Annotated in this window: 13 protein-coding genes; 11 read left to right on the top strand and 2 right to left on the bottom strand. The window is 62.0% G+C overall.

The features are described 5' to 3' along the window. Positions 1-56 precede the first annotated feature (56 nt). Positions 57-1,697, bottom strand: coding sequence for a dihydrolipoyllysine-residue acetyltransferase (gene aceF / locus AB4O09_RS28095; protein WP_028237535.1), 1,641 nt, complete (start codon positions 1,695-1,697; stop codon positions 57-59). A gap of 11 nt (positions 1,698-1,708) precedes the next feature. Continuing rightward, positions 1,709-4,354 (bottom strand): pyruvate dehydrogenase (acetyl-transferring), homodimeric type, encoded by a 2,646-nt coding sequence (gene aceE / locus AB4O09_RS28090; RefSeq protein WP_003197095.1) that lies wholly within the window; start codon positions 4,352-4,354, stop codon positions 1,709-1,711. A gap of 382 nt (positions 4,355-4,736) precedes the next feature. Here aceE and glnE point away from each other — a divergent pair, with 382 nt between their 5' ends. The 11 genes from glnE to AB4O09_RS28035 all read left to right on the top strand — a co-directional run bounded on the left by glnE (position 4,737) and on the right by AB4O09_RS28035 (position 20,054). Further along, on the top strand, positions 4,737-7,688 hold the full coding sequence (glnE, locus tag AB4O09_RS28085; protein WP_013692115.1) for a bifunctional [glutamate--ammonia ligase]-adenylyl-L-tyrosine phosphorylase/[glutamate--ammonia-ligase] adenylyltransferase: 2,952 nt from the start codon (positions 4,737-4,739) through the stop codon (positions 7,686-7,688). A gap of 342 nt (positions 7,689-8,030) precedes the next feature. Next, positions 8,031-9,065 carry a lipopolysaccharide heptosyltransferase II gene (gene waaF / locus AB4O09_RS28080; RefSeq protein ID WP_003197099.1) on the top strand — a complete coding sequence of 345 codons (1,035 nt, stop codon included), beginning with the start codon at positions 8,031-8,033 and terminating at the stop codon, positions 9,063-9,065. Position 9,066: 1 nt separating this feature from the next. Then, positions 9,067-10,125, top strand: a complete 1,059-nt coding sequence (gene waaC, locus AB4O09_RS28075; RefSeq protein ID WP_013692116.1) for a lipopolysaccharide heptosyltransferase I — start codon at positions 9,067-9,069, stop codon at positions 10,123-10,125. Further along, on the top strand, positions 10,125-11,249 hold the full coding sequence (locus tag AB4O09_RS28070; protein ID WP_003197103.1) for a glycosyltransferase family 4 protein: 1,125 nt from the start codon (positions 10,125-10,127) through the stop codon (positions 11,247-11,249). The genes waaC and AB4O09_RS28070 overlap by 1 nt, the downstream gene beginning before the upstream one ends. Further along, the gene (rfaP, locus tag AB4O09_RS28065) at positions 11,246-12,052 is read left to right on the top strand and encodes a lipopolysaccharide core heptose(I) kinase RfaP (RefSeq protein ID WP_003197105.1); all 807 of its coding nucleotides are present in this window, start codon (positions 11,246-11,248) and stop codon (positions 12,050-12,052) included. The genes AB4O09_RS28070 and rfaP overlap by 4 nt, the downstream gene beginning before the upstream one ends. Beyond that, on the top strand, positions 12,052-12,786 hold the full coding sequence (locus tag AB4O09_RS28060) for a lipopolysaccharide kinase InaA family protein (protein WP_003197110.1): 735 nt from the start codon (positions 12,052-12,054) through the stop codon (positions 12,784-12,786). Before rfaP ends, AB4O09_RS28060 begins: the two co-directional genes overlap by 1 nt. Then, entirely contained in the window at positions 12,783-13,535 is a 753-nt protein-coding gene (locus AB4O09_RS28055) for a lipopolysaccharide kinase InaA family protein (protein WP_003197112.1), read from the top strand. Before AB4O09_RS28060 ends, AB4O09_RS28055 begins: the two co-directional genes overlap by 4 nt. Beyond that, positions 13,535-14,995 carry a lipopolysaccharide kinase InaA family protein gene (locus AB4O09_RS28050; protein WP_028237536.1) on the top strand — a complete coding sequence of 487 codons (1,461 nt, stop codon included), beginning with the start codon at positions 13,535-13,537 and terminating at the stop codon, positions 14,993-14,995. Before AB4O09_RS28055 ends, AB4O09_RS28050 begins: the two co-directional genes overlap by 1 nt. Before the next feature lie 1,290 nt (positions 14,996-16,285). After that, complete coding sequence (locus tag AB4O09_RS28045; RefSeq protein WP_003197115.1) at positions 16,286-18,043, top strand: carbamoyltransferase family protein; 1,758 nt, start codon at positions 16,286-16,288, stop codon at positions 18,041-18,043. After that, positions 18,027-19,157 carry a glycosyltransferase gene (locus tag AB4O09_RS28040; protein WP_003197117.1) on the top strand — a complete coding sequence of 377 codons (1,131 nt, stop codon included), beginning with the start codon at positions 18,027-18,029 and terminating at the stop codon, positions 19,155-19,157. The genes AB4O09_RS28045 and AB4O09_RS28040 overlap by 17 nt, the downstream gene beginning before the upstream one ends. Next, complete coding sequence (locus tag AB4O09_RS28035; RefSeq protein WP_003197118.1) at positions 19,158-20,054, top strand: antimicrobial resistance protein Mig-14; 897 nt, start codon at positions 19,158-19,160, stop codon at positions 20,052-20,054. Positions 20,055-20,056: the final 2 nt, after the last annotated feature.

The following is a 20,056-nucleotide window of genomic DNA, read 5'->3' as shown; positions in this document are numbered from 1 at the left end:
GGCGCTCGGAAAAACAGTGCTCCGAATGGCCCTCCGCAAGGGAGGGCCGCTCGGTGTTACAGCAGGATGGTGCGGATGTCGCCCAGCAGGTCGCTCAGACGCTTGGTGAAGCGTGCAGCGGCGGCGCCGTTGATCACACGGTGATCGTAGGACAGCGACAGTGGCAGCATCAGCTTCGGCTGGAAGGCTTTACCGTCCCAGACCGGCTGGATGGTGGCCTTGGAAACACCCAGGATCGCCACTTCCGGCGCGTTGACGATCGGCGTGAAGCCGGTGCCGCCAATGTGGCCGAGACTGGAGATGGTGAAGCAGGCGCCTTGCATGTCGTCGGCGGTGAGCTTCTTGTTCCGGGCTTTTTCGGCCAGGGCAGCGGCTTCGGCAGCCAGTTGCAGCAGGCTCTTCTGGTCGACGTTGCGGATGACCGGTACCAGCAGGCCTTCCGGGGTGTCGACGGCAAAGCCGATGTGCACGTATTTCTTGCGGATCACAGCCTTGCCACTCGGGGCCAGGGAGGCGTTGAAGTCCGGCAGTTCCTTGAGCAGGTGCGCACAGGCCTTGAGCAGCAGCGGCAGCACGGTCAGCTTGACGCCGGCCTTTTCCGCCACGGCCTTCTGCGCAACGCGGAAAGCTTCCAGCTCGGTGATGTCGGCCTGGTCGAACTGAGTCACGTGCGGAATGTTCAGCCAGCTGCGATGCAGGCTCGACGCGCCGATCTGCATCAGGCGAGTCATGGCCACTTCTTCGGTTTCGCCGAAGCGGCTGAAATCCACCGCCGGGATCGGCGGAATGCCTGCGCCGCCAGCAGCGCCTTCGGCTGGTGCGTTCTTGGCCTTCTGCATCATGGCCTTGACGTAGGCTTGCACGTCTTCTTTCAGCACGCGACCGTGAGGGCCGCTTGGGCCGACGGCGGACAGCTCGACACCGAATTCACGGGCCAGCTGACGCACCGCAGGGCCGGCGTGCACCTTGGCACCGCTTGGCGCAGGCGCGGCGGCAACCGGAGCAGCCTCGGCCTCGGCCTTGGCGGCTGGCGCGGCAGCCGGAGCCGGAGCGGCTTCAGCTTTGGCGGCAGGCGCTGCGGCTTGGGCGGGCGCGGCAGGTGCGGCGGCACCGGCTACTTTCAGCTTGAGGATGAAATCGCCTGTGCCCACTTCATCTTCCAGCTTGACCGCGATGCTTTCCACCACGCCGGCAGCCGGCGATGGGATTTCCATGCTGGCCTTGTCGGATTCCAGGGTGATCAGCGACTGGTCGGCTTCGACGGTGTCGCCAACCTTGACCAGCACTTCGATGATCTTGGCCTTGCCCGACGAGCCGATGTCCGGGACATGAATGTCCTGGACCGTGGCAGCGGCAGGCGCAGCAGCTGGCGCGGGAGCCGCTTCGGCAGCCGGTGCGGCGGCAGGCTTTTCAGCCGCGGCCGGGGCAGCAGCAGGGGCGGGCGCTTCAGGCGCCGCAGCGGCGCCCTCGACTTCCAGCTCCAGCAGTTCGTCGCCTTCTTTCAGGCGGTCGCCCAGCTTCACTTTCAGGCTCTTGATGACACCGGCCTTCGGCGCAGGCACTTCCATGCTGGCCTTGTCCGATTCAAGCGTCAGGATGCTCTGGTCGGCTTCGATACGGTCGCCGACCTTCACAAACAGTTCAATTACTTCACCTTCACCGCTGCCGATGTCAGGTACGCGAATGAGTTCGCTCACGAAAATTCTCCTCAGCAGTCCAGTGGGTTGCGTTTTTCCGGATCGATGCCGAACTTGGCGATGGCTTCGGCCACCACTTTAGGTTCGATATCGCCACGGTCAGCCAGGGCTTCCAGGGCTGCCAACACAACGAACTTACGGTCGACTTCGAAGAAGTGACGCAGCTTCTTGCGGCTGTCGCTACGGCCGAAACCGTCGGTGCCCAGCACTTTGAATTCCTTGGAAGGAACCCACTGGCGGATCTGCTCGGCGAACAGCTTCATGTAGTCGGTGGACGCGATGACCGGACCTTTGCGGCCGTTCAGGCATTCTTCGACGTAGCTCAGCTTTGGCTTCTGGCCAGGGTGCAGGCGGTTGCTGCGCTCTACGGCCAGGCCGTCGCGACGCAGTTCGTTGAAGCTGGTGACGCTCCAGACGTCGGCGCCGACGTTGAACTCTTCACGCAGGATCTTCGCTGCCTCACGCACTTCGCGCAGGATGGTGCCCGAGCCCATCAGTTGGACGTGGTGCGCCGCTTCGCGGGTGTCTTCCTCGAGCAGGTACATGCCCTTGACGATGCCTGCCTCGACACCGGCCGGCATGGCTGGCTGCTGGTAGGATTCGTTCATCACAGTGATGTAGTAGAAGACGTCCTGTTGCTCTTCGGTCATCTTCTTCATGCCGTCCTGGATGATCACCGCCAGCTCGTAGCCGTAGGTCGGATCATAGGTGCGGCAGTTCGGGATGGTCCCGGCCAGCATGTGGCTGTGGCCGTCTTCGTGCTGCAGGCCTTCACCGTTGAGCGTGGTCCGGCCCGCGGTACCGCCGATCAGGAAGCCACGGGTACGGCTGTCGCCGGCCGCCCAGGCCAGGTCGCCGATACGCTGGAAGCCGAACATCGAGTAGAAGATGTAGAACGGCAGCATCGGCTGGTTGTGGCTGGAGTACGAAGTACCGGCGGCAATGAAGGAGCTCATGGCGCCCGCTTCGTTGATGCCTTCTTCGAGGATCTGGCCCTTCTTGTCTTCGCGGTAGAACATCACCTGGTCTTTATCGACTGGCTCGTAGAGCTGGCCGACGGACGAGTAGATGCCCAACTGACGGAACATGCCTTCCATACCGAAGGTACGGGCTTCGTCCGGGATGATCGGAACGATGCGCTGGCCAATTTCCTTGTCCTTGACCAGTTGCGCGAGGATCCGCACGAAGGCCATGGTGGTGGAGATTTCACGGTCGCCCGAGCCGTCCAGGATCGCCTTGAGGGTTTCCAGTGGCGGGGTCGGAACGCTGAAGCTCTTGGCGCGACGCTGCGGCACGAAACCGCCCAGTGCGGCACGGCGCTCGGCCAGGTAACGGGCTTCGGCGCTGCCTTCTTCGGGCTTGAAGAACGGCAGGTTTTCCAGCTCGCTGTCCTTGACCGGAATGTCGAAGCGGTCGCGGAACAACTTCAGGCTGTCGACATCGACTTTCTTGGTGTTGTGCGCGGTGTTCTTCGCTTCGCCGGCGCCGGTGCCATAACCCTTGATGGTCTTGGCCAGGATAACGGTTGGCTGCTCTTTGTGGTTGACCGCCTGGTGGTACGCCGCGTAGACCTTGTACGGGTCGTGGCCGCCACGGTTGAGCTTCCAGATCTCGTCGTCGGACAAGTCGGCAACCATGGCCTTGAGTTCAGGCGAGTTGAAGAAGTGCTCGCGGACGAACGCGCCGTCCTTGGCCTTGTAGTTCTGGTATTCGCCGTCGATGACTTCGTCCATGCGGCGTTGCAGGATGCCGTCGACGTCCTTGGCCAGCAGTGGGTCCCAGAAGCGGCCCCAGATGACTTTGTTGACGTTCCATTGGGCGCCACGGAACACGCCTTCGAGTTCCTGGATGATCTTGGCGTTGCCGCGAACCGGGCCGTCGAGGCGCTGCAGGTTGCAGTTGATGACAAAGATCAGGTTGTCCAGCTTCTCGCGGCCGGCCAGGGAGATTGCGCCCAGGGATTCCGGCTCGTCGCACTCGCCGTCACCCATGAAGCACCAGACTTTCTGCTTGCCTGGCTGGATGAAGCCACGGGCTTCCAGGTACTTCATGAAGCGTGCCTGGTAGATCGCCTGGATCGGGCCCAGGCCCATGGAAACGGTCGGGAACTGCCAGAAGTCCGGCATCAGCCAAGGGTGCGGGTACGAAGACAGGCCGTTGCCGTCCACTTCCTGGCGGAAGTTGTTCATCTGGTCTTCGGAAATACGGCCTTCCATGAACGCACGGGCGTAGACGCCTGGCGATGCGTGCCCCTGGAAGTAGATCAGGTCGCCGCCGTGTTCGTCGGTCGGGGCCTGGAAGAAGTAGTTGAAGCCGATGTCATACAGCGTCGCGCTGGAGGCGAAGCTGGAGATGTGACCGCCCAGGTCAGAATCTTTCAGGTTGGTACGCATGACCATGGCCAACGCGTTCCAGCGTACCAGCGAGCGAATGCGGCGTTCCATGAACAGGTCGCCAGGCATGCGTGCTTCGTGGGTAACGGGGATCGTGTTGCGGTACGGCGTGGTGATGGCGTAGGGCAGTTGCGAACCGCTGCGGGTTGCGAGTTCGCCCATACGGGTCATCAGATAATGAGCACGGTCTTCGCCTTCTTTGTCGAGAACCGATTCCAGGGCGTCCAGCCATTCCTGGGTTTCGACGGGATCGAGGTCTTGCATGGCTTGCTCCAGGGCGGAAAGGCTACCAGAATCGGTTGCCTGAGTTTGCGACTGGCCTTGTGGGCAGACGATATAAATTCTTGGATTGCCGAAGGTTGTTTCGGCGGCGTGTAGTTTTACTACAAATCGTCGGCCGTTTCAGCCTTTCGAATGTATAGACGAGTAGTAAAACTACACATGAGCGGCTTATGGCCCCTCGTTTCGTTGTGAGAATAATCGTTACTGTTGGTCTTTAGCCAACTCGAACAGGTAAAAACTTGATGCCGGCTGCCAATAAAATCAGATTTTCAGCTATTTATCATCTTTGTTCGACAGTCGATCAGGTAGTGTCTTTCGAAAAAACACTACATCCAGCCTCCCCCGCGCCGATCAAGGATAGACCATGAGCCTGCCCTCGCTTGCCCCAATACTGGAAACGGTACCGGCCATTCTCCAGTCATTGGTCAGTCGTGCCGAGCAGTCGTTCCGTGCGGTGGTCGCCTTGCTCGACGACGATCACGGGCTATCGGCCTGGACCCCGCAGCGCTGGGAGGCGTTCAACCGTATTGCCGCTGCCAGCGACTTTGTCATCGAGCAGAGTCTCCGTGACCCGGTGATGCTGCTGGAGCTGGTGCGCAGCGGCGAACTGGACCGCAGCCTGGCGCCCGGAGAAATGTGCGCGCAGATCGGTGCCGCCGTGCAGGCCGCCGAGACTGAAGAAGAACTGGGCCGCGTCCTGCGCCGCCAGCGCACCCGCCAGCAGGTACGGATCATCTGGCGCGACCTGACCCGCCAGGCCGACCTGGTCCAGACCTGCCGCGACCTCTCGGACATGGCCGACACCTGCATCGACCAGGCGTATCAATGGTTGTACCGGCGCCTCAGCCAGCAATTCGGCGTACCCACCGGACGGCGCAGCGGCGAGCCGCAGCAGATGGTCATCCTGGGCATGGGCAAGCTGGGTGCCGTGGAGCTGAACCTGTCGTCGGACATCGACCTGATCTTCGCCTACCCCGAGGGCGGCGAAACCGTTGGCGTCAAGCGACCGCTGGATAACCAGGAGTTTTTCATCCGTGTCGGCCAGCGCCTGATCAAGGCCCTGGACCCTATGACCGTCGACGGTTTTGTGTTCCGCGTCGACATGCGCCTGCGCCCCTACGGCTCGGCCGGGGCGCTGGTGCTGAGCTTCAATGCCCTGGAGCAGTATTACCAGGACCAGGGCCGCGACTGGGAACGCTACGCCATGATCAAGGCGCGCGTGGTGGCGGGTGACCAGGTGGCGGGTGCGCAATTGCTCGACATGCTGCGCCCGTTCGTCTATCGCCGTTACCTGGATTTTTCCGCCATCGAAGCGCTGCGCACCATGAAACAACTGATCCAGCAGGAGGTGCGGCGCAAGGGCATGGCCGACAACATCAAGCTGGGCTCGGGCGGCATTCGTGAGGTGGAGTTCATTGCCCAGGCGTTCCAGTTGATCCACGGCGGTCGCGACCTGAGCTTGCAGCAGCGTCCGCTGCTCAAGGTGCTGGGGACTCTGGAAGGCCAGGGCTATCTGCCGGCCAAGGTGATCGACGAGCTGCGCCAGGGTTATGAATTCCTGCGTTATACCGAACATGCGATCCAGGCGATTGCCGACCGCCAGACCCAGATGTTGCCGGACAACCCGCAGGACCAGGCGCGCATTGCGTTCATGCTGGGTTTTGCCGACTGGTCGGCCTTTCACGAGCAATTGATGTACTGGCGCGGGCGTGTGGCCTGGCATTTCGGCCAGGTCATCGCCGACCCTGATGAAGAGGCGGGTGGCGAAAGCGAAGTGGTGGTGGGTGGCGAATGGTTGCCATTGTGGGAAGACAGCCAGGATGAAGAGGCGGCGTGTCGTCAGTTGGAAGAGGGCGGCTTCGTCGATGCACCCAAAGCCCTCAAGGCCTTGGCCGCCCTGCGCGGCAGCCCGCAACTGCGCGCCATGCAGCGCCTGGGGCGCGAGCGTCTGGACGCCTTCATCCCGCGTCTGCTGGCCCAGGCCGTGGAACATGCCGATCCGGACCTGGTGCTGGAGCGGGTGCTGCCTTTGGTGGAGGCGGTGGCCCGCCGTTCGGCCTACCTGGTGCTGTTGACGGAAAACCCCGGCGCCCTGCGTCGTTTGCTGACGTTGTGCGCGGCGAGCCCGTGGATTGCTGAACAAATCACCCGTTTCCCCTTGCTGCTCGATGAATTGCTCAATGAGGGCCGGCTGTTCAAGCCGCCCTTGGCACCGGAGTTGGCGGCGGAGTTGCGAGAGCGCCTGACGCGCATCCCCGAGGATGACCTTGAGCAACAAATGGAGGCGCTGCGGCATTTCAAGCTGGCGCACCGCCTGCGGGTGGCCGCCTCGGAAATCGCCGGCAGCCTGCCGCTGATGAAAGTCAGCGATTACCTGACCTGGCTGGCCGAGGCGATTCTCGAACAAGTGCTGGCCCTGGCCTGGCGCCAGACGGCCGCCAAGCACGGCGTGCCATTGCGCACCGATGGCAGCTTGTGCGATCCGGGCTTCATTATTGTCGGTTATGGGAAAGTCGGCGGCCTGGAATTGGGGCATGGTTCCGACCTGGACCTGGTGTTCATCCACGATGGCGATCCTCAGGCGGAAACCGACGGCCCGAAACCCATTGACGGTGCACAGTTCTTCACCCGGCTCGGCCAGCGGATCATTCACCTGCTGACTGCCCAGACCAACTCCGGGCAGCTGTATGAAGTGGATATGCGCCTGCGGCCATCCGGGGCGTCGGGGTTGCTGGTCAGTTCACTCGGGGCGTTTGCCCGTTACCAGGAGAACGAAGCCTGGACCTGGGAGCATCAGGCGTTGGTGCGGGCGCGGGTGTTGGTGGGCAGCCAGGACGTGGGCCAGGCGTTCGAGAAGGTCCGCGCCCTGGTGTTGGGACGCAAGCGTGACTTGCCGACCCTGCGTCAGGAGGTGAGCGAGATGCGTGCCAAGATGCGCGACAACCTTGGCAGCAAGGCCACCGCCGCCGGGACCGCGCCGAATGCCTTCGAGGCGACGGCGCCCTTCGACCTCAAGCAGGATGCCGGAGGTATCGTCGATATTGAATTTATGGTGCAATACGCGGCCCTGGCGTGGTCCGAGGAACACCCGTCGCTGGTGCGCTACACCGATAACATCCGCATTCTGGACGGGTTGCAGGAGGTCGGGCTGATGCCGGCCGAAGATGCCACGCTGTTGCGCGAAGCCTACAAAGCCTACCGCTCCGCCGCCCACCGCCAGGCCTTGCAGAAAGATGCCGGGGTGATCGCAGGCGACCAGTTCGTGGATGAGCGTCGGCAGGTACTGCGGATCTGGCGGGAGCTGGGGCTGAGCTGAAGATTTAAATGTGGGAGCGAGCTTGCTCGCGATGACGGAGTGTCAGGCGACATTGATGTTGAGTGTGCCGGCCTCATCGCGAGCAAGCTCGCTCCCACAGTGGATTTGCGGTGTTGCACCGTGCTGAAGACATATACAGACCCCTTGTGGAAGCGAGCTTGCTCGCGATAGCGGAGTGTCAGGCAACATTGATGCTGGATGTGCCGGCCTCTTCGCGAGCAAGCCCGCTTCCACAGTAGATGGGTGGTGTGTTGTAGATTAGGGCAACAGGCAACGACCTAAGCCACAGTGATTCTCGAGGCGGGGAGGCGTAGGCCTCCCCGTATCGTTTTTGGAAAGCACATGAATATTCTGATCGTTGGGCCCAGCTGGGTCGGTGACATGGTGATGGCGCAGACACTGTTCCAGTGTCTGAAGCAGCGTCATCCGCAGTGCGAAATCGACGTCCTGGCCCCCGAGTGGAGCCGGCCGATCCTTGAGCGTATGCCCGAGGTACGCAAGGCCTTGAGCTTCCCGCTCGGCCACGGCGTGCTGGAGCTGGCGACCCGCCGGCGCATTGGCAAATCCCTGGCCGGTCAGTACGACCAGGCGATCCTGTTGCCCAATTCGTTGAAATCGGCACTGGTGCCGTTCTTCGCTGGCATCCCCAAGCGCACCGGCTGGCGTGGCGAGTTTCGCTACGGCCTGCTCAACGACGTGCGCACGCTGGACAAAGAACGTTATCCGCTGATGATCGAGCGCTTCATGGCCCTGGCCTACGAGCCTGGGACCGAGTTGCCCAAGCCGTATCCACGACCGAGCCTGCAGATCGACCCGGTCACCCGCGAAGCAGCGCTGGCCAAGTTCGGCCTGAGCCTGGACCGTCCGGTATTGGCCCTGTGTCCGGGCGCCGAGTTCGGTGAGTCCAAGCGCTGGCCGGCCGAGCATTACGCCCAGGTTGCCGAGGCGAAGATTCGCGAAGGCTGGCAGGTCTGGCTGTTCGGCTCGAAAAAAGATCACCCGGTGGGGGAAGACATCCGCTCGCGGCTGATCCCGGGCCTTCGGGAAGAGTCGGTAAACCTCAGCGGCGACACCTCCCTGGCCGAGGCCATCGACCTGCTGTCCTGCGCCGATTCGGTGGTCTCCAACGACTCCGGCCTGATGCACGTGGCCGCGGCCCTGAACCGCCCATTGGTGGCGGTCTACGGTTCCACCTCGCCGGGCTTCACGCCACCGCTGGCCGACAAGGTCGAAGTCGTGCGCCTGGGCATCGAGTGCAGTCCGTGCTTCGACCGCACCTGTCGCTTCGGTCATTACAATTGCTTGCGCCAGCTCATGCCGTCGTCGGTGAACGAGGCCCTGGAGCGTCTGCAGGGCACACCCGTGGAGGTTCGGTAACTTGCGGGTATTGCTGATCAAGACCTCTTCGCTGGGGGATGTGGTCCACACCTTGCCGGCGCTGACCGACGCGGCGCGGGCGATTCCTGGCATCAAGTTCGATTGGGTGGTGGAAGAAGGCTTCGCCGAAATCCCCACCTGGCACCCGGCCGTGGGCAAAGTCATTCCGGTAGCGATCCGTCGCTGGCGCAAGAACCTCTGGCAAACCATCAAGAGTGGCGAATGGCGACGCTTCAAGCAGAGCGTGCGCGCCGAAAAGTACGACCTGGTCATCGACGCCCAAGGCCTGCTGAAAAGTGCCTGGCTGACCCGTTACGTCAAGGCCCCGGTGGCCGGTCTGGATAAAAATTCGGCGCGTGAACCCCTGGCGGCGCGCTTTTATTCCCGGCGCCTGGCGGTGGCTCGCGGTCAGCATGCGGTCGAGCGCGTACGGCAGCTATTTGCCCTGGCGCTGGGCTATGACTTGCCGCAGACGCTGGGTAGCTATGGCCTCAACGTCGACCAATTGGTGGAATTGCCACGCCCCTATCCCTACGTGGTGTTCCTGCACGGCACGACCTGGGAGTCCAAGCATTGGCCCGAGCTCTACTGGCGCCAGCTCACCGAACGCATGGGGCAGTTCGGCGTGGTGGTAAAACTGCCGTGGGGCAACCCCGCCGAGAAGGCCCGGGCCGAACGCATCGCCAACGGGTTGCGCAACGCCCTGGTGCTGCCGAAGCTGAACCTCGGCGGGATGGGCAAGGTGCTTGCCGGTGCCCAGGCCTGTGTGGCGGTGGACACCGGTCTCGGTCATCTGGCCGCGGCCCTGGACGTACCGACCATTTCGCTGCTCGGCCCGACCAATCCGGTGCTGACCGGCGCCTACGGCAAGGGCCAGATTCACCTTGCCAGTGATTTCCCTTGCGCGCCGTGCATGCAGAAACAATGCACTTACCCGCCGACCGCCGAAGATGCCCGGCGGTTTGACCTGAAACGCGAGCAGCCCCTGTGCTTCACGCGTCTGAACCCCGAGCGTGTTGCCAGCCACCTGAGCACGTTATTGGCTGAGGAGCCGCGCTGATGCAATTGGCTTTTGTCCTTTATAAGTACTTCCCCTTCGGTGGCCTGCAGCGTGACTTCATGCGCATCGCCCTGGAGTGCCAGCGACGCGGTCACCAGATCCGCGTCTACACGCTGATCTGGGAAGGCGACGTGCCGCCCGGCTTCGAAGTGCTGGTGGCGCCGGTCAAGGCGCTGTTCAATCATCGCCGCAACGAGAAGCTCAGCGCGTGGATGGAGGCCGACCTGGCCAAGCGCCCGGTGGACCGTTTGATCGGCTTCAACAAAATGCCCGGCCTGGACGTGTACTACGCCGCCGACGGCTGCTTCGAAGACAAGGCGCAGAACCTGCGCAATTCGCTGTACCGGCGCTGGGGCCGCTACCGGCATTTCGCCGAGTACGAGCGGGCAGTGTTCGCCAAGGACGCCAAGACCGACGTGCTGATGATTTCCGAAGTCCAGCAGCCACTGTTCATCAAGCACTACGGCACGCCGCTCGAGCGCTTTCACCTGCTGCCACCGGGCATCGCCCAGGACCGGCGGCGGCCCGCCGACGCCGACCAGATCCGTACGGCGTTCCGGGCCGAATTCGAGCTGGCCGATGACGACCTGCTGCTGGTGCAGATCGGTTCCGGGTTCAAGACCAAGGGCGTGGATCGCAGTCTCAAGGCCCTGGCCGCGCTGCCCGCCGAATTGAGAAAACGCACTCGGCTGTTTGTAATCGGCCAGGACGACCCCAAGGTATTCCAACTGCAGAGCGCCGCACTGGGGCTCGGTGACAACGTGCGGTTCCTCAAGGGCCGCAGTGACATCCCGCGTTTCCTGCTGGGCGCCGACCTGTTGATCCATCCGGCGTACAACGAGAACACCGGCACCGTACTGCTCGAAGCGCTGGTGGCCGGGTTGCCGGTGCTGGTCAGCGCAGTGTGTGGGTACGCTCATTACATCGCGGAGGCCGACAGTGGCCTGGTGCTGGACGAGCCGTTTGAACAAGCGCAACTCACCGAGTACCTGGGTCGCATGTTGAACGATGCCGATGCCCGGGCGGCCTGGAGCCGCAACGGTCTGGCCTTCGCCGAGACGGCCGACCTCTACAGCATGCCGCAGCACGCGGCCGATGTGATTTTGGCGGAGCACGCACAATGAAGTTGATGCTGGCCGAACCGTTCAAGAGCCTTTGGGCCGGGCGCGATGCGTTCGCCGAAGTCGAGGCGCTCAAGGGCGAGGTCTATCGCGAACTGGAAGCCCGGCGCACCTTGCGCACGGAGGTGGACGGTCGTGGATTTTTCGTGAAGATCCATCGCGGCATCGGTTGGGGCGAGATCTTCAAGAACCTGTTCACCGCCAAGCTGCCGGTACTCGGCGCAGGTCAGGAATGGAAAGCGATCCAGCGTTTGCAGGAAGTCGGCGTGCCGACCATGACCGCTGTTGCGTACGGCGAGAAGGGCAGCAACCCGGCAGACCAGCACTCGTTCATCGTCACCGAAGAGCTGGCGCCGACCGTCAGCCTCGAAGACTTCAGCATCGACTGGGTCAAGCAGCCGCCGCAACCGGCACTCAAGCGTGCCCTGATCGCCGAAGTGGCGCGCATGACCGGCATGATGCACCGCGCCGGGGTCAACCATCGTGACTGCTACATCTGCCACTTCCTGCTGCACACCGACAAGCCGGTGACACCTGCCGATTTCAAACTTTCGGTGATCGACCTGCACCGCGCCCAGACCCGTCCAGCCATTACCACTCGCTGGCGCAACAAGGACCTGGCGGCGCTGTATTTCTCGGCGCTGGACATCGGCTTGACCCGCCGCGACAAGCTGCGTTTCCTCAAGGGCTATTTCCAGCAGCCATTGCGCCGGATCCTCGCCGAAGAGGCGTCGTTGCTGGCCTGGCTCGAAGGCAAGGCCAACAAGCTGTATGCCCGCAAGCAGCGATACGGGGACGCGCTCTGATGTCAGGCTGGAAACTGGAACCGGCCTACGCCGATCTGGCGCAGGATTTCGGCAGCCTCGAGGCGGTGTTCGCGTTGCAAGGGGAGCGTTTGACCCGTGATCCGTTGTCGGAGGTGATCCGGGTGCAGCGCAATGGCGTGAATTACTACGTCAAGCGCTACGTCGGGGCCGGCAAAGGCTTGCGGCGTTACCTGGGCAAACCCCGGGTCAAGTCCGAATGGCAGAACCTCAAGCGCTTCGCCAAATGGGGCATTCCCACCGCCGAAGTCGTGGGCTGGGGCTTGGAGCGAAGCGGCGCGACCTATGCCCGTGGCGCGCTGATCACCCGCGAGCTGCCGCATACCGAAGACCTTTCGGCCCTGGCCGACCGTCGCGATCCAAGGCTGGCCGACCGGGCCTGGGTCGAAGGGGTGAGCCGGCAACTGGCCGGTTACACACGGACCATGCACGAGCAGCGCTTCACCCATAATGATCTGAAATGGCGCAACCTGCTGGTCGATGACCAGGCGAAGCTGTTCCTGATCGACTGCCCGAACGGCGACTTCTGGCGCGGCTTCTGGCTCAAGTACCGTATTACCAAGGATTTGGCATGCCTGGACAAGGTGGCCAAGTATCACTTGTCGGCCACGCAGCGCCTGCGGTTCTACCTGCAATACCGCCAGCGCGACCGGCTCGATGCGTGCGACAAGAAACGCATCCGTCACGTGGTGAGATTTTTCGAGGGGCGTGAATGACTGATTTTCTGGCCGCTGAAGACCAGGCGTTGTTGCAACGTCATGGCCTGGACAGCTTCGAGGCCTTGTGGACGCGGCAACTGGACGCGGTGGACGAACCCAACACCTCGGGTGACGGCTGGAGCAGTGTGTTCCGGTTGGACCTGGAGGGGCAGGGTTATTACCTCAAGCGCCAGAGCAATTACCTGACCCGGACCTTGTCCCACCCGTTTGGCGAGCCAAGCTTCTCCCGGGAGTTTCGCAACATCAGCCGCTATCGCCAGTTGGGCATTCCGGCCCTGCAAGCGGTGTTCTATGGTCAGCGCAAGGTGAACGGCGAGGTGCGGGCGGTCCTGCTGACCCGTGCCCTGGACGGCTGGGATGACCTGGATTCACTGGTGCAGCGTTGGTCGAGCCTGACGGCGGCGCAGCGCACCACCATCCTCAACGCCTGCGGTTTGCTGGCGCGGCGCCTGCACGGCATGCATCAGGTGCACGGTTGCTTCTATCCAAAACACATCTTCCTGCAAGCCACCGCCGACGGCTATCAGGCGCAATTGATCGACCTGGAAAAGACCCGGCCGCTATTGTTCGGCCTGCGTGATCGGGTCAAGGACCTGGAGCCTTTGCTGCGGCGCGCCTCTGTCTGGAGTGATGCCGATGTGCGCCAGTTGCTGTCCAGTTATCTGGACCAGCCGCTCGACAGTGGGCTGGTCGACCGCTGGATGACCCGTCTGAACGCTCGGCGCAGCCATAAGGAAGCCCGTTGATGCATCTGTCCGAATTGAAGAATGCCGGCCGCATCCCCAGCCTGCCCATGAGCCTGGAACTGGCCGATGCCGCCGGCCCGGCGAAGTTGCAACTGCTTTCGCTGTTACGGGTGTTGCCGGGGCAGCGTTACGTCGGCGCGGGCGTCTGGCGTGGCCGGCCGGTATTGGCCAAATTATTGGTGGGCAACAAGGCCGCCCGGCATTTCCAGCGGGAACTGCAAGGCGTTCGCCTGCTGGCAGAGCAGGGGCTGACCACGCCGTTGTTGCTGGCCGATGGACTGAAAGAGGGTGAAGGCGGCTGGTTGTTGTTCGAATTGCTCGAAGACGCCGAGAGCCTGGGGGATGCCTGGAAACAGGTCGAACACCTGCCATTGCTGGCCGACGAACAGACGGCGGTGCTGGCCGAAGCCCTGGGCGCTATCGCGCAATTGCACAGCAAAGGCCTGTGGCAGGAAGACTTGCACCTGGACAATCTGCTGCGTCACGACGGCAAGCTCTATTTGATCGACGGCGCCGGCATCCGCGCTGAAACCCCAGGGCAGCCGCTGTCGCGGCAGAAAGTATTGGAGAACCTTGGGGTGTTTTTCGCCCAGCTTCCCAAAGCCCTCCAGCCGTTCAATGAAGAGCTGTTGGTGCATTACCTGCTGGGCAACGCCGAACACGCGCTGCCCATGGAAGCGCTGCAAAAACAGATCGACAAAGTGCAAGCCTGGCGCCTGAAGGATTTCCTCGCGAAAGTCGGGCGCGAATGCAGCCTGTTCAGCGTGCAGCGCGGGGCCTTTGGCCTGCGGGCGATCCGCCGTGATGAAGAAGCGGCCATGATACCGGTGCTGGAGCAGGCCGATGCATTGCTCGACCAGGGCCACCTGTACAAGACCGGCGGCGCGGCCAGTGTTGGCAAAGTCGAGGCGAACGGTCGCACCTTGGTGATCAAGCGCTACAACATCAAGAACTTCGCCCATTGGCTCAAGCGCTTCTGGCGCCCGAGTCGCGCCTGGCATTCCTGGCGCGAAGGCCATCGCCTGGCCTTTCTCGGCATCGCTACGCCCAAGCCCCTGGCGCTGCTGGAAAAGCGTTTCCTGTGGCTGCGCCGCGGCGCTTACCTGGTAACCGAATACCTGGCGGGGCCGGACATCATCGAGCGCTTCGGCCCTTACGTGCAAAACGGTGACGCCCCCGAGGCGGAATTGCTGGCGCTGGATCGCTTGTTCGCCGACCTCATCCGTGAACGTATCAGCCACGGCGACTTCAAGGGCCACAACCTGTTCTGGCAGCACGACCGCTGGGCGCTGATCGACCTCGACTCGATGTGCCAACACCGCACCCACGCCAGCTTCGCCCAGGCCTACGCCCGGGATCGCGCGCGGTTCATGCGCAATTGGCCACAGGACAGTGCGCTGTATCGGGTGATTGATCAGCGGGTGCCCAAAACAGTCGATAGCGCCTCGTCCACCCTATGAACCACAAGTGAAGACCCAGCTGTTCACTTGAGGTCGCCGATGCATCCTCGCCACGGACTGCATAGACCTTCAGGTCGAGAAGCGGGGGCGGATTCAGGTGTGAAATGCACTGCCGCCTTCGCGAGCAAGCTCCCACACTGGGATTGGGTTCATCTGGGAGGACCAGGTCGGCTGACAGGCCGCCTCGCGAGCAAGCTTTGCTCCCTCAGATCTGACAGGTGTACGACCAGGAGAGCCAGGTCGGCCGTTAGGCCGCCTCGCGGTGGACGTTGATCTCGGCGCCCCGTTAACCGCGATGGCCGAACGCGGGCATGCCGAGCCTAGGCGAGGCGCCGAGTGGTGGGGCAAAGCGCTTTTGGTTACTTTTGGCTGGTCCGGCTCCCGGCTCTTCCAAAAGTGACCCGCTGTAAGAGCGGAGCCGTAAGCAGCCGTTACCGAAGAGACGGATATACACCCCACCCCACCCCACCCCATTCCATCCAAAAAAAGACCGTCGCAAGGTACTTCAATGTATTTCAAAAAATGTAGGAGTCTTCTACTCCATGAAAATAAAAAATCTACAGTAAAAGAATAATACCCGTTCCCTGCGTCGCGCTGAGTCAATCTTTGGTAAGGACTGTTAGGTTCCCATTGAGCGTTTTTAACGTCATAGGCGGTAAGTTGCACCCACAAATTATAGTATCCCGCTTTAATTTTTACTGTTCCGTCCCCATGATCTTGCACTTCAAAACTAATCGCCGAGCTGCCGTCTGCGGCGCCTCGTGATGACATTACTCCCCCCCCATCACCTGTTGTGGCTAATACAAGATCGCGTTCAATTGCATTGGTTTTCAAAGGGCTCGCCACTGTCAAAGTTGACAGTGGCGACAAGCAGTTGCTTGAGTTATACAGAGTTATTGATTATTCCGTTGGGCTCTGTTTTTTTGTGTGCCCAGCGCTAGCTGTCGGAATGGATCATATGGCCGTATAGGCTGTCTTTTATTTGTCTTTTGCGGATGTTCAGATACTGCATGGGGGCAGGCATCGCTCGTTGTCGAAAGTGTGTACAAGCGTTTACGTGCCCACAAAACACGACCGGTCGATGTGTTCAAGGTTAAAAATCTTTAGCGCCGTGAGCGTCAATGAGTGCCCGAGCGACAGTGCTCAACAAGCTCCCACTCACTGCTAGAGGTTTAAGGGCGCTTTTAAGCTATAATCCCGCCCTTTAGCTGCCCCGTGCCCCAGGTACGCGGCACATCAATTTTTCGAGGCGCTTGTCGCCCGTATGCAGACATAAGAGGCTAGACCCCTGTGGCATTGACGATTCTTGGCCTGTCCGGCGCCCTTAGCCATGATCCTTCCGCAGCGCTGTACATTGACGGCAAGCTGATCGCGGCGGCCGAGGAAGAGCGCTTCGTACGCGATAAACATGCAAAGAACCGCATGCCTTACGAGTCGGCGAAGTTCTGCCTGGAGCAGGCCGGCATCAAGCCTTCCGACGTCGATGTGGTGGCGATCCCCTTCGCCCCGATCAGCCTGTTCGGCGAGGCGCGCTGGCACTACGCCAAGCGCTACTGGTATGCCCCGGACCGGGCCCTCGACGCGATCCTGATGGGCAACCGTCGCTACAAGCGCTATCGCCGCAAGATCGTCTGGTGCCTGGAGCAACTGGGCTTCGATCCGAAAAAGATCAAGATCGAGCCGGTCGAGCATCACCTGGCCCACGCCTCCAGCGCCTACCACTGCTCGGGCTTCCAGGAGAAAACCGCAATCCTGGGCATCGACGGCAAGGGCGAATACGCCACGACCTTCTTTGGTTATGGCGAAAACGGCAAGATCCACAAGATCAAGGAGTTCTTCGACCCGGACTCCCTGGGCGGCCTGTACGGCGCGATCACCGAGTTCCTGGGCTTTGAAATGCTCGATGGTGAGTTCAAGGTCATGGGCATGGCGCCCTACGGCGATGCCACCAAGTACGATTTCTCGCGCCTGGCCTCTTTTGAAAATGGCGAACTGGTGATCAACACCGACTACGCCAACGTGATCGGCCTGCGTCGCTATAAAGAGAAGGGCAAGGGCTTCTACTTCTCGCCGAAGCTGATCGAATGGCTCGGCCCGAAACGTGAAGGCGACATCGCCGATGAGCCGTACATTCACTACGCGGCGAGCATGCAAGCGCTGTTCGAGAAGCTCGCGCTGCAAATGATCGATCATTACCTGGGCGACGTGCTCAAGGAAACCGGCAAGCTGGCCTTCGCCGGCGGCTGTGCGTTGAACGTCAAGTTGAACCAGAAAATCATCGCCCGTGACGACGTCAAGGAGCTGTTCGTGCAACCGGCTTCCGGCGACGCCGGTACTGCCGTGGGTGCGGCTGCTTATGTGTCCCACGCCCGTGGCGTGCCAGTAGAGAAGATGGAACACGTCTACCTCGGCCCGGCCTACAGCAACGAAGACGTGATCGCTGCGTGCGCCCGTCATCCGAGCAAGCCTGCGTGGCGCAAGATCGACAACACCCCTGAGCGCATCGCCAAGATCATGGTCGACGGCAACCCGGTGGCCTGGTTCCAGGGGCGCATGGAGTTTGGCCCGCGAGCCTTGGGCGGTCGTTCGATCATCGGTTGCCCAAGCGCCAGCGGCGTGGCAGATCGGATCAACGAACAGATCAAGTTCCGCGAACGCTGGAGGCCTTTCTGCCCGTCGATGCTCGACACCGTTGCGCCGCAGATGATCAAGGTCGACCACCCGGCGCCATTCATGACCTTCACCTTCGAAGTGGCCGAAGAATGGAAAACCCGCGTGCCGGAAGTCGTCCATGAAGACGGTACTTCCCGGGCCCAGGTGCTCAAGCGCGAATACAACCCGCGCTACTACGACATGATGAAGGCCCTGGAAGTGCTGACCGGCAACGGCGTGTCGCTGAACACCTCGCTCAACCGTCGTGGCGAACCGATGATCTGCTCGCCGACCGATGCGCTGAACATGTTCTTCGGTTCCGATCTGCAATACTTGATCATGGAAGACATCCTGGTGGTCAAAGACGGCGTGGACGCTTATGACACGCTCGGCTGAGCGACATGTGCTGCAGTTCTGCCACGGTTATGACGGGCCGTTCCTGGACTGCGCCCGTCAGTACGCCAGCCTGTTCGCGGGCACTGGCTATCGCGTGACCACGGTGTTTCTCACCGGGGCGGCGGACGCGCAAGTTGCCGCCGCTTGTGCCTCGGACGAGGTGCTGTTCATGGAGTACCGCTCCAGCGCCATTCGTGGCCTGAAGCTGGGCGCCATCAGCGACCTGCGCAAGATTGCCGCCTCGCGCAATTTCAGTTTCTGCATTGCCCATCGCTTCAAGCCGATCTACATCGCCCTGCTCGGCACTCGCCTGCCGGTGATCGGCGTTCATCATGCCTTCGGTGACTACAAGCGGCGTACCCGCCGGCTGTTCGCCCATGTTTTTCGTAAACGCCTGAGCCTGCTCGGGGTTTCCGATGCGGTGCGTGACGACATGCGCCGCTGCCTGCCGAAATGGCCGGCGGCCCGGATCCAGACTCTCTACAACCGCATCGACCTCGATGTCACGCAGGCCAGCCTGGTTTCTCGGGAGGAGGCGCGGCACACCCTGGGGCTGGACGCACATGCCTGGATTGTCGGCAATGTCGGCCGCCTGCACCCGGACAAGGACCAGGCCACCTTGTTGCGTGGTTTTGCTACGGCGTTGGCATATCTGCCGGCCAACAGCCAGTTGGCGATTCTCGGTGAGGGGCGTCGGGAGCCGGAGCTGCGGGCGTTGGCGCTGAAGCTAGGCATCGCCGACCGCGTGCTGTTGCTCGGCCAGGTGCCCGAGGCGCGTCGTTATTTCCGCGCGTTCGATGTGTTCGCCCTGAGTTCCGACCATGAGCCGTTTGGCATGGTGCTGCTCGAAGCCATGGCCGCCGGTGTACCGTTGCTGGCTACTGCTTGCGGTGGTGCCAAGGAAGTGGTCGAAGGCGTCGGCATCCTGTTTCCGCTCGGTGACGCCGAGCACATGGCTCAGGGGCTGCAACACCTGGCGGCCATGGACGATCTGCAGCGTCGCCAATGCGCCGAGCTGATGCTCGACCGCTTGCGCGAGCGCTTCTCTGATCGCGCCGTACGCGAGGCATTCTGGCGTTTGCCCCAAGTCAACGAACTGGCGCCGAGGGCCTGAATGTTCAATCGATTCCAAGGCTGGCGTGAGCGCGGCTGGACAGCCGTAGACGCGTCGATTTATGCCCAGGCCTGGCAGCGTTTTGGCGGCAGTGTGGCCACCCATCCCCTGGTGGTCGAGCGCCTGGCGGCCCTGGCCGGGATTCCCGTGCGTTATCTGGCGTTCGAGCAGAACGGTGAACTCAAGGCGGCCATACCGACCTGGGGCCGCGACCTGGCGTTGTCCAAGGACGTGCTCAAGCGCAGCGGCAAGAAGGGCTTGTTCGATCTGGGTAATGCCGAGCTGATCCTGCCGGCGGCGCCCGATGCGCAAGCACCGTTGCGTCATCGTGGACGTTACCTGTCGGCCCTCAACGAGGGGCGTTTCAGTGGCTTGAAGTTGCAGCAGGAACAATTGGCCATGGCCCGCACGCCGGAAGAGCTGTCCAAGAAGTTTCGCTACAACCAGCGCCGTGAGCTGCGCTTGCTGGAAGAGGCGGGCGGGGTGGTGCGGCCGGTCGACGAGTTTTCCAGTGCCGAGCTGGCTTCGATCTACTGCGACCTGTTCCTGCGTCGCTGGGGCTTTGCGGCCACCGGTGCCGAGCGCATGGGCGAGGTGATCGAGTTGCTGCGCGAATGGCTGATCGGTTCGGTGATCTTCCTCAACGATGCGCCGATTGCCATCCAATTGGTGTATCGCGTCGAAGCGCCCGAGTGGATCAGCGTCGAGTACATCAACGGTGGTGTCGACCCACAGACTCGCGAATTCAGCCCCGGTAGCGTGTTGAGCTTCCTCAACACCCAGAGCGCCTGGGAACATGCCCGTGCCGCCGGCAAACCGTTACGTTTTTCGTTCGGTCGGGCGGACCGGGAGTACAAGGACCGTTGGTGCAACCCCGTGCCGGTGTTTACCGTATGAAT

The organism is Pseudomonas sp. H1_F01 (genome assembly GCF_054681425.1).
The sequence above is the reverse complement of the archived record's forward strand: the minus strand, read 5'-3'. Positions and strand labels throughout refer to the sequence as shown.

What these genes read in the sequence shown, in the direction of transcription:
- aceE (WP_003197095.1), bottom strand. Translation starts at nt 4,354, where the DNA reads ATGCAAGACCTCGATCCCGTCGAAACCCAGGAATGGCTGGACGCCCTG.
- glnE (WP_013692115.1), top strand. Translation starts at nt 4,737, where the DNA reads ATGAGCCTGCCCTCGCTTGCCCCAATACTGGAAACGGTACCGGCCATT.
- waaF (WP_003197099.1), top strand. Translation starts at nt 8,031, where the DNA reads ATGAATATTCTGATCGTTGGGCCCAGCTGGGTCGGTGACATGGTGATG.
- AB4O09_RS28070 (WP_003197103.1), top strand. Translation starts at nt 10,125, where the DNA reads ATGCAATTGGCTTTTGTCCTTTATAAGTACTTCCCCTTCGGTGGCCTG.
- rfaP (WP_003197105.1), top strand. Translation starts at nt 11,246, where the DNA reads ATGAAGTTGATGCTGGCCGAACCGTTCAAGAGCCTTTGGGCCGGGCGC.
- AB4O09_RS28060 (WP_003197110.1), top strand. Translation starts at nt 12,052, where the DNA reads ATGTCAGGCTGGAAACTGGAACCGGCCTACGCCGATCTGGCGCAGGAT.
- AB4O09_RS28055 (WP_003197112.1), top strand. Translation starts at nt 12,783, where the DNA reads ATGACTGATTTTCTGGCCGCTGAAGACCAGGCGTTGTTGCAACGTCAT.
- AB4O09_RS28050 (WP_028237536.1), top strand. Translation starts at nt 13,535, where the DNA reads ATGCATCTGTCCGAATTGAAGAATGCCGGCCGCATCCCCAGCCTGCCC.
- AB4O09_RS28040 (WP_003197117.1), top strand. Translation starts at nt 18,027, where the DNA reads ATGACACGCTCGGCTGAGCGACATGTGCTGCAGTTCTGCCACGGTTAT.
- AB4O09_RS28035 (WP_003197118.1), top strand. Translation starts at nt 19,158, where the DNA reads ATGTTCAATCGATTCCAAGGCTGGCGTGAGCGCGGCTGGACAGCCGTA.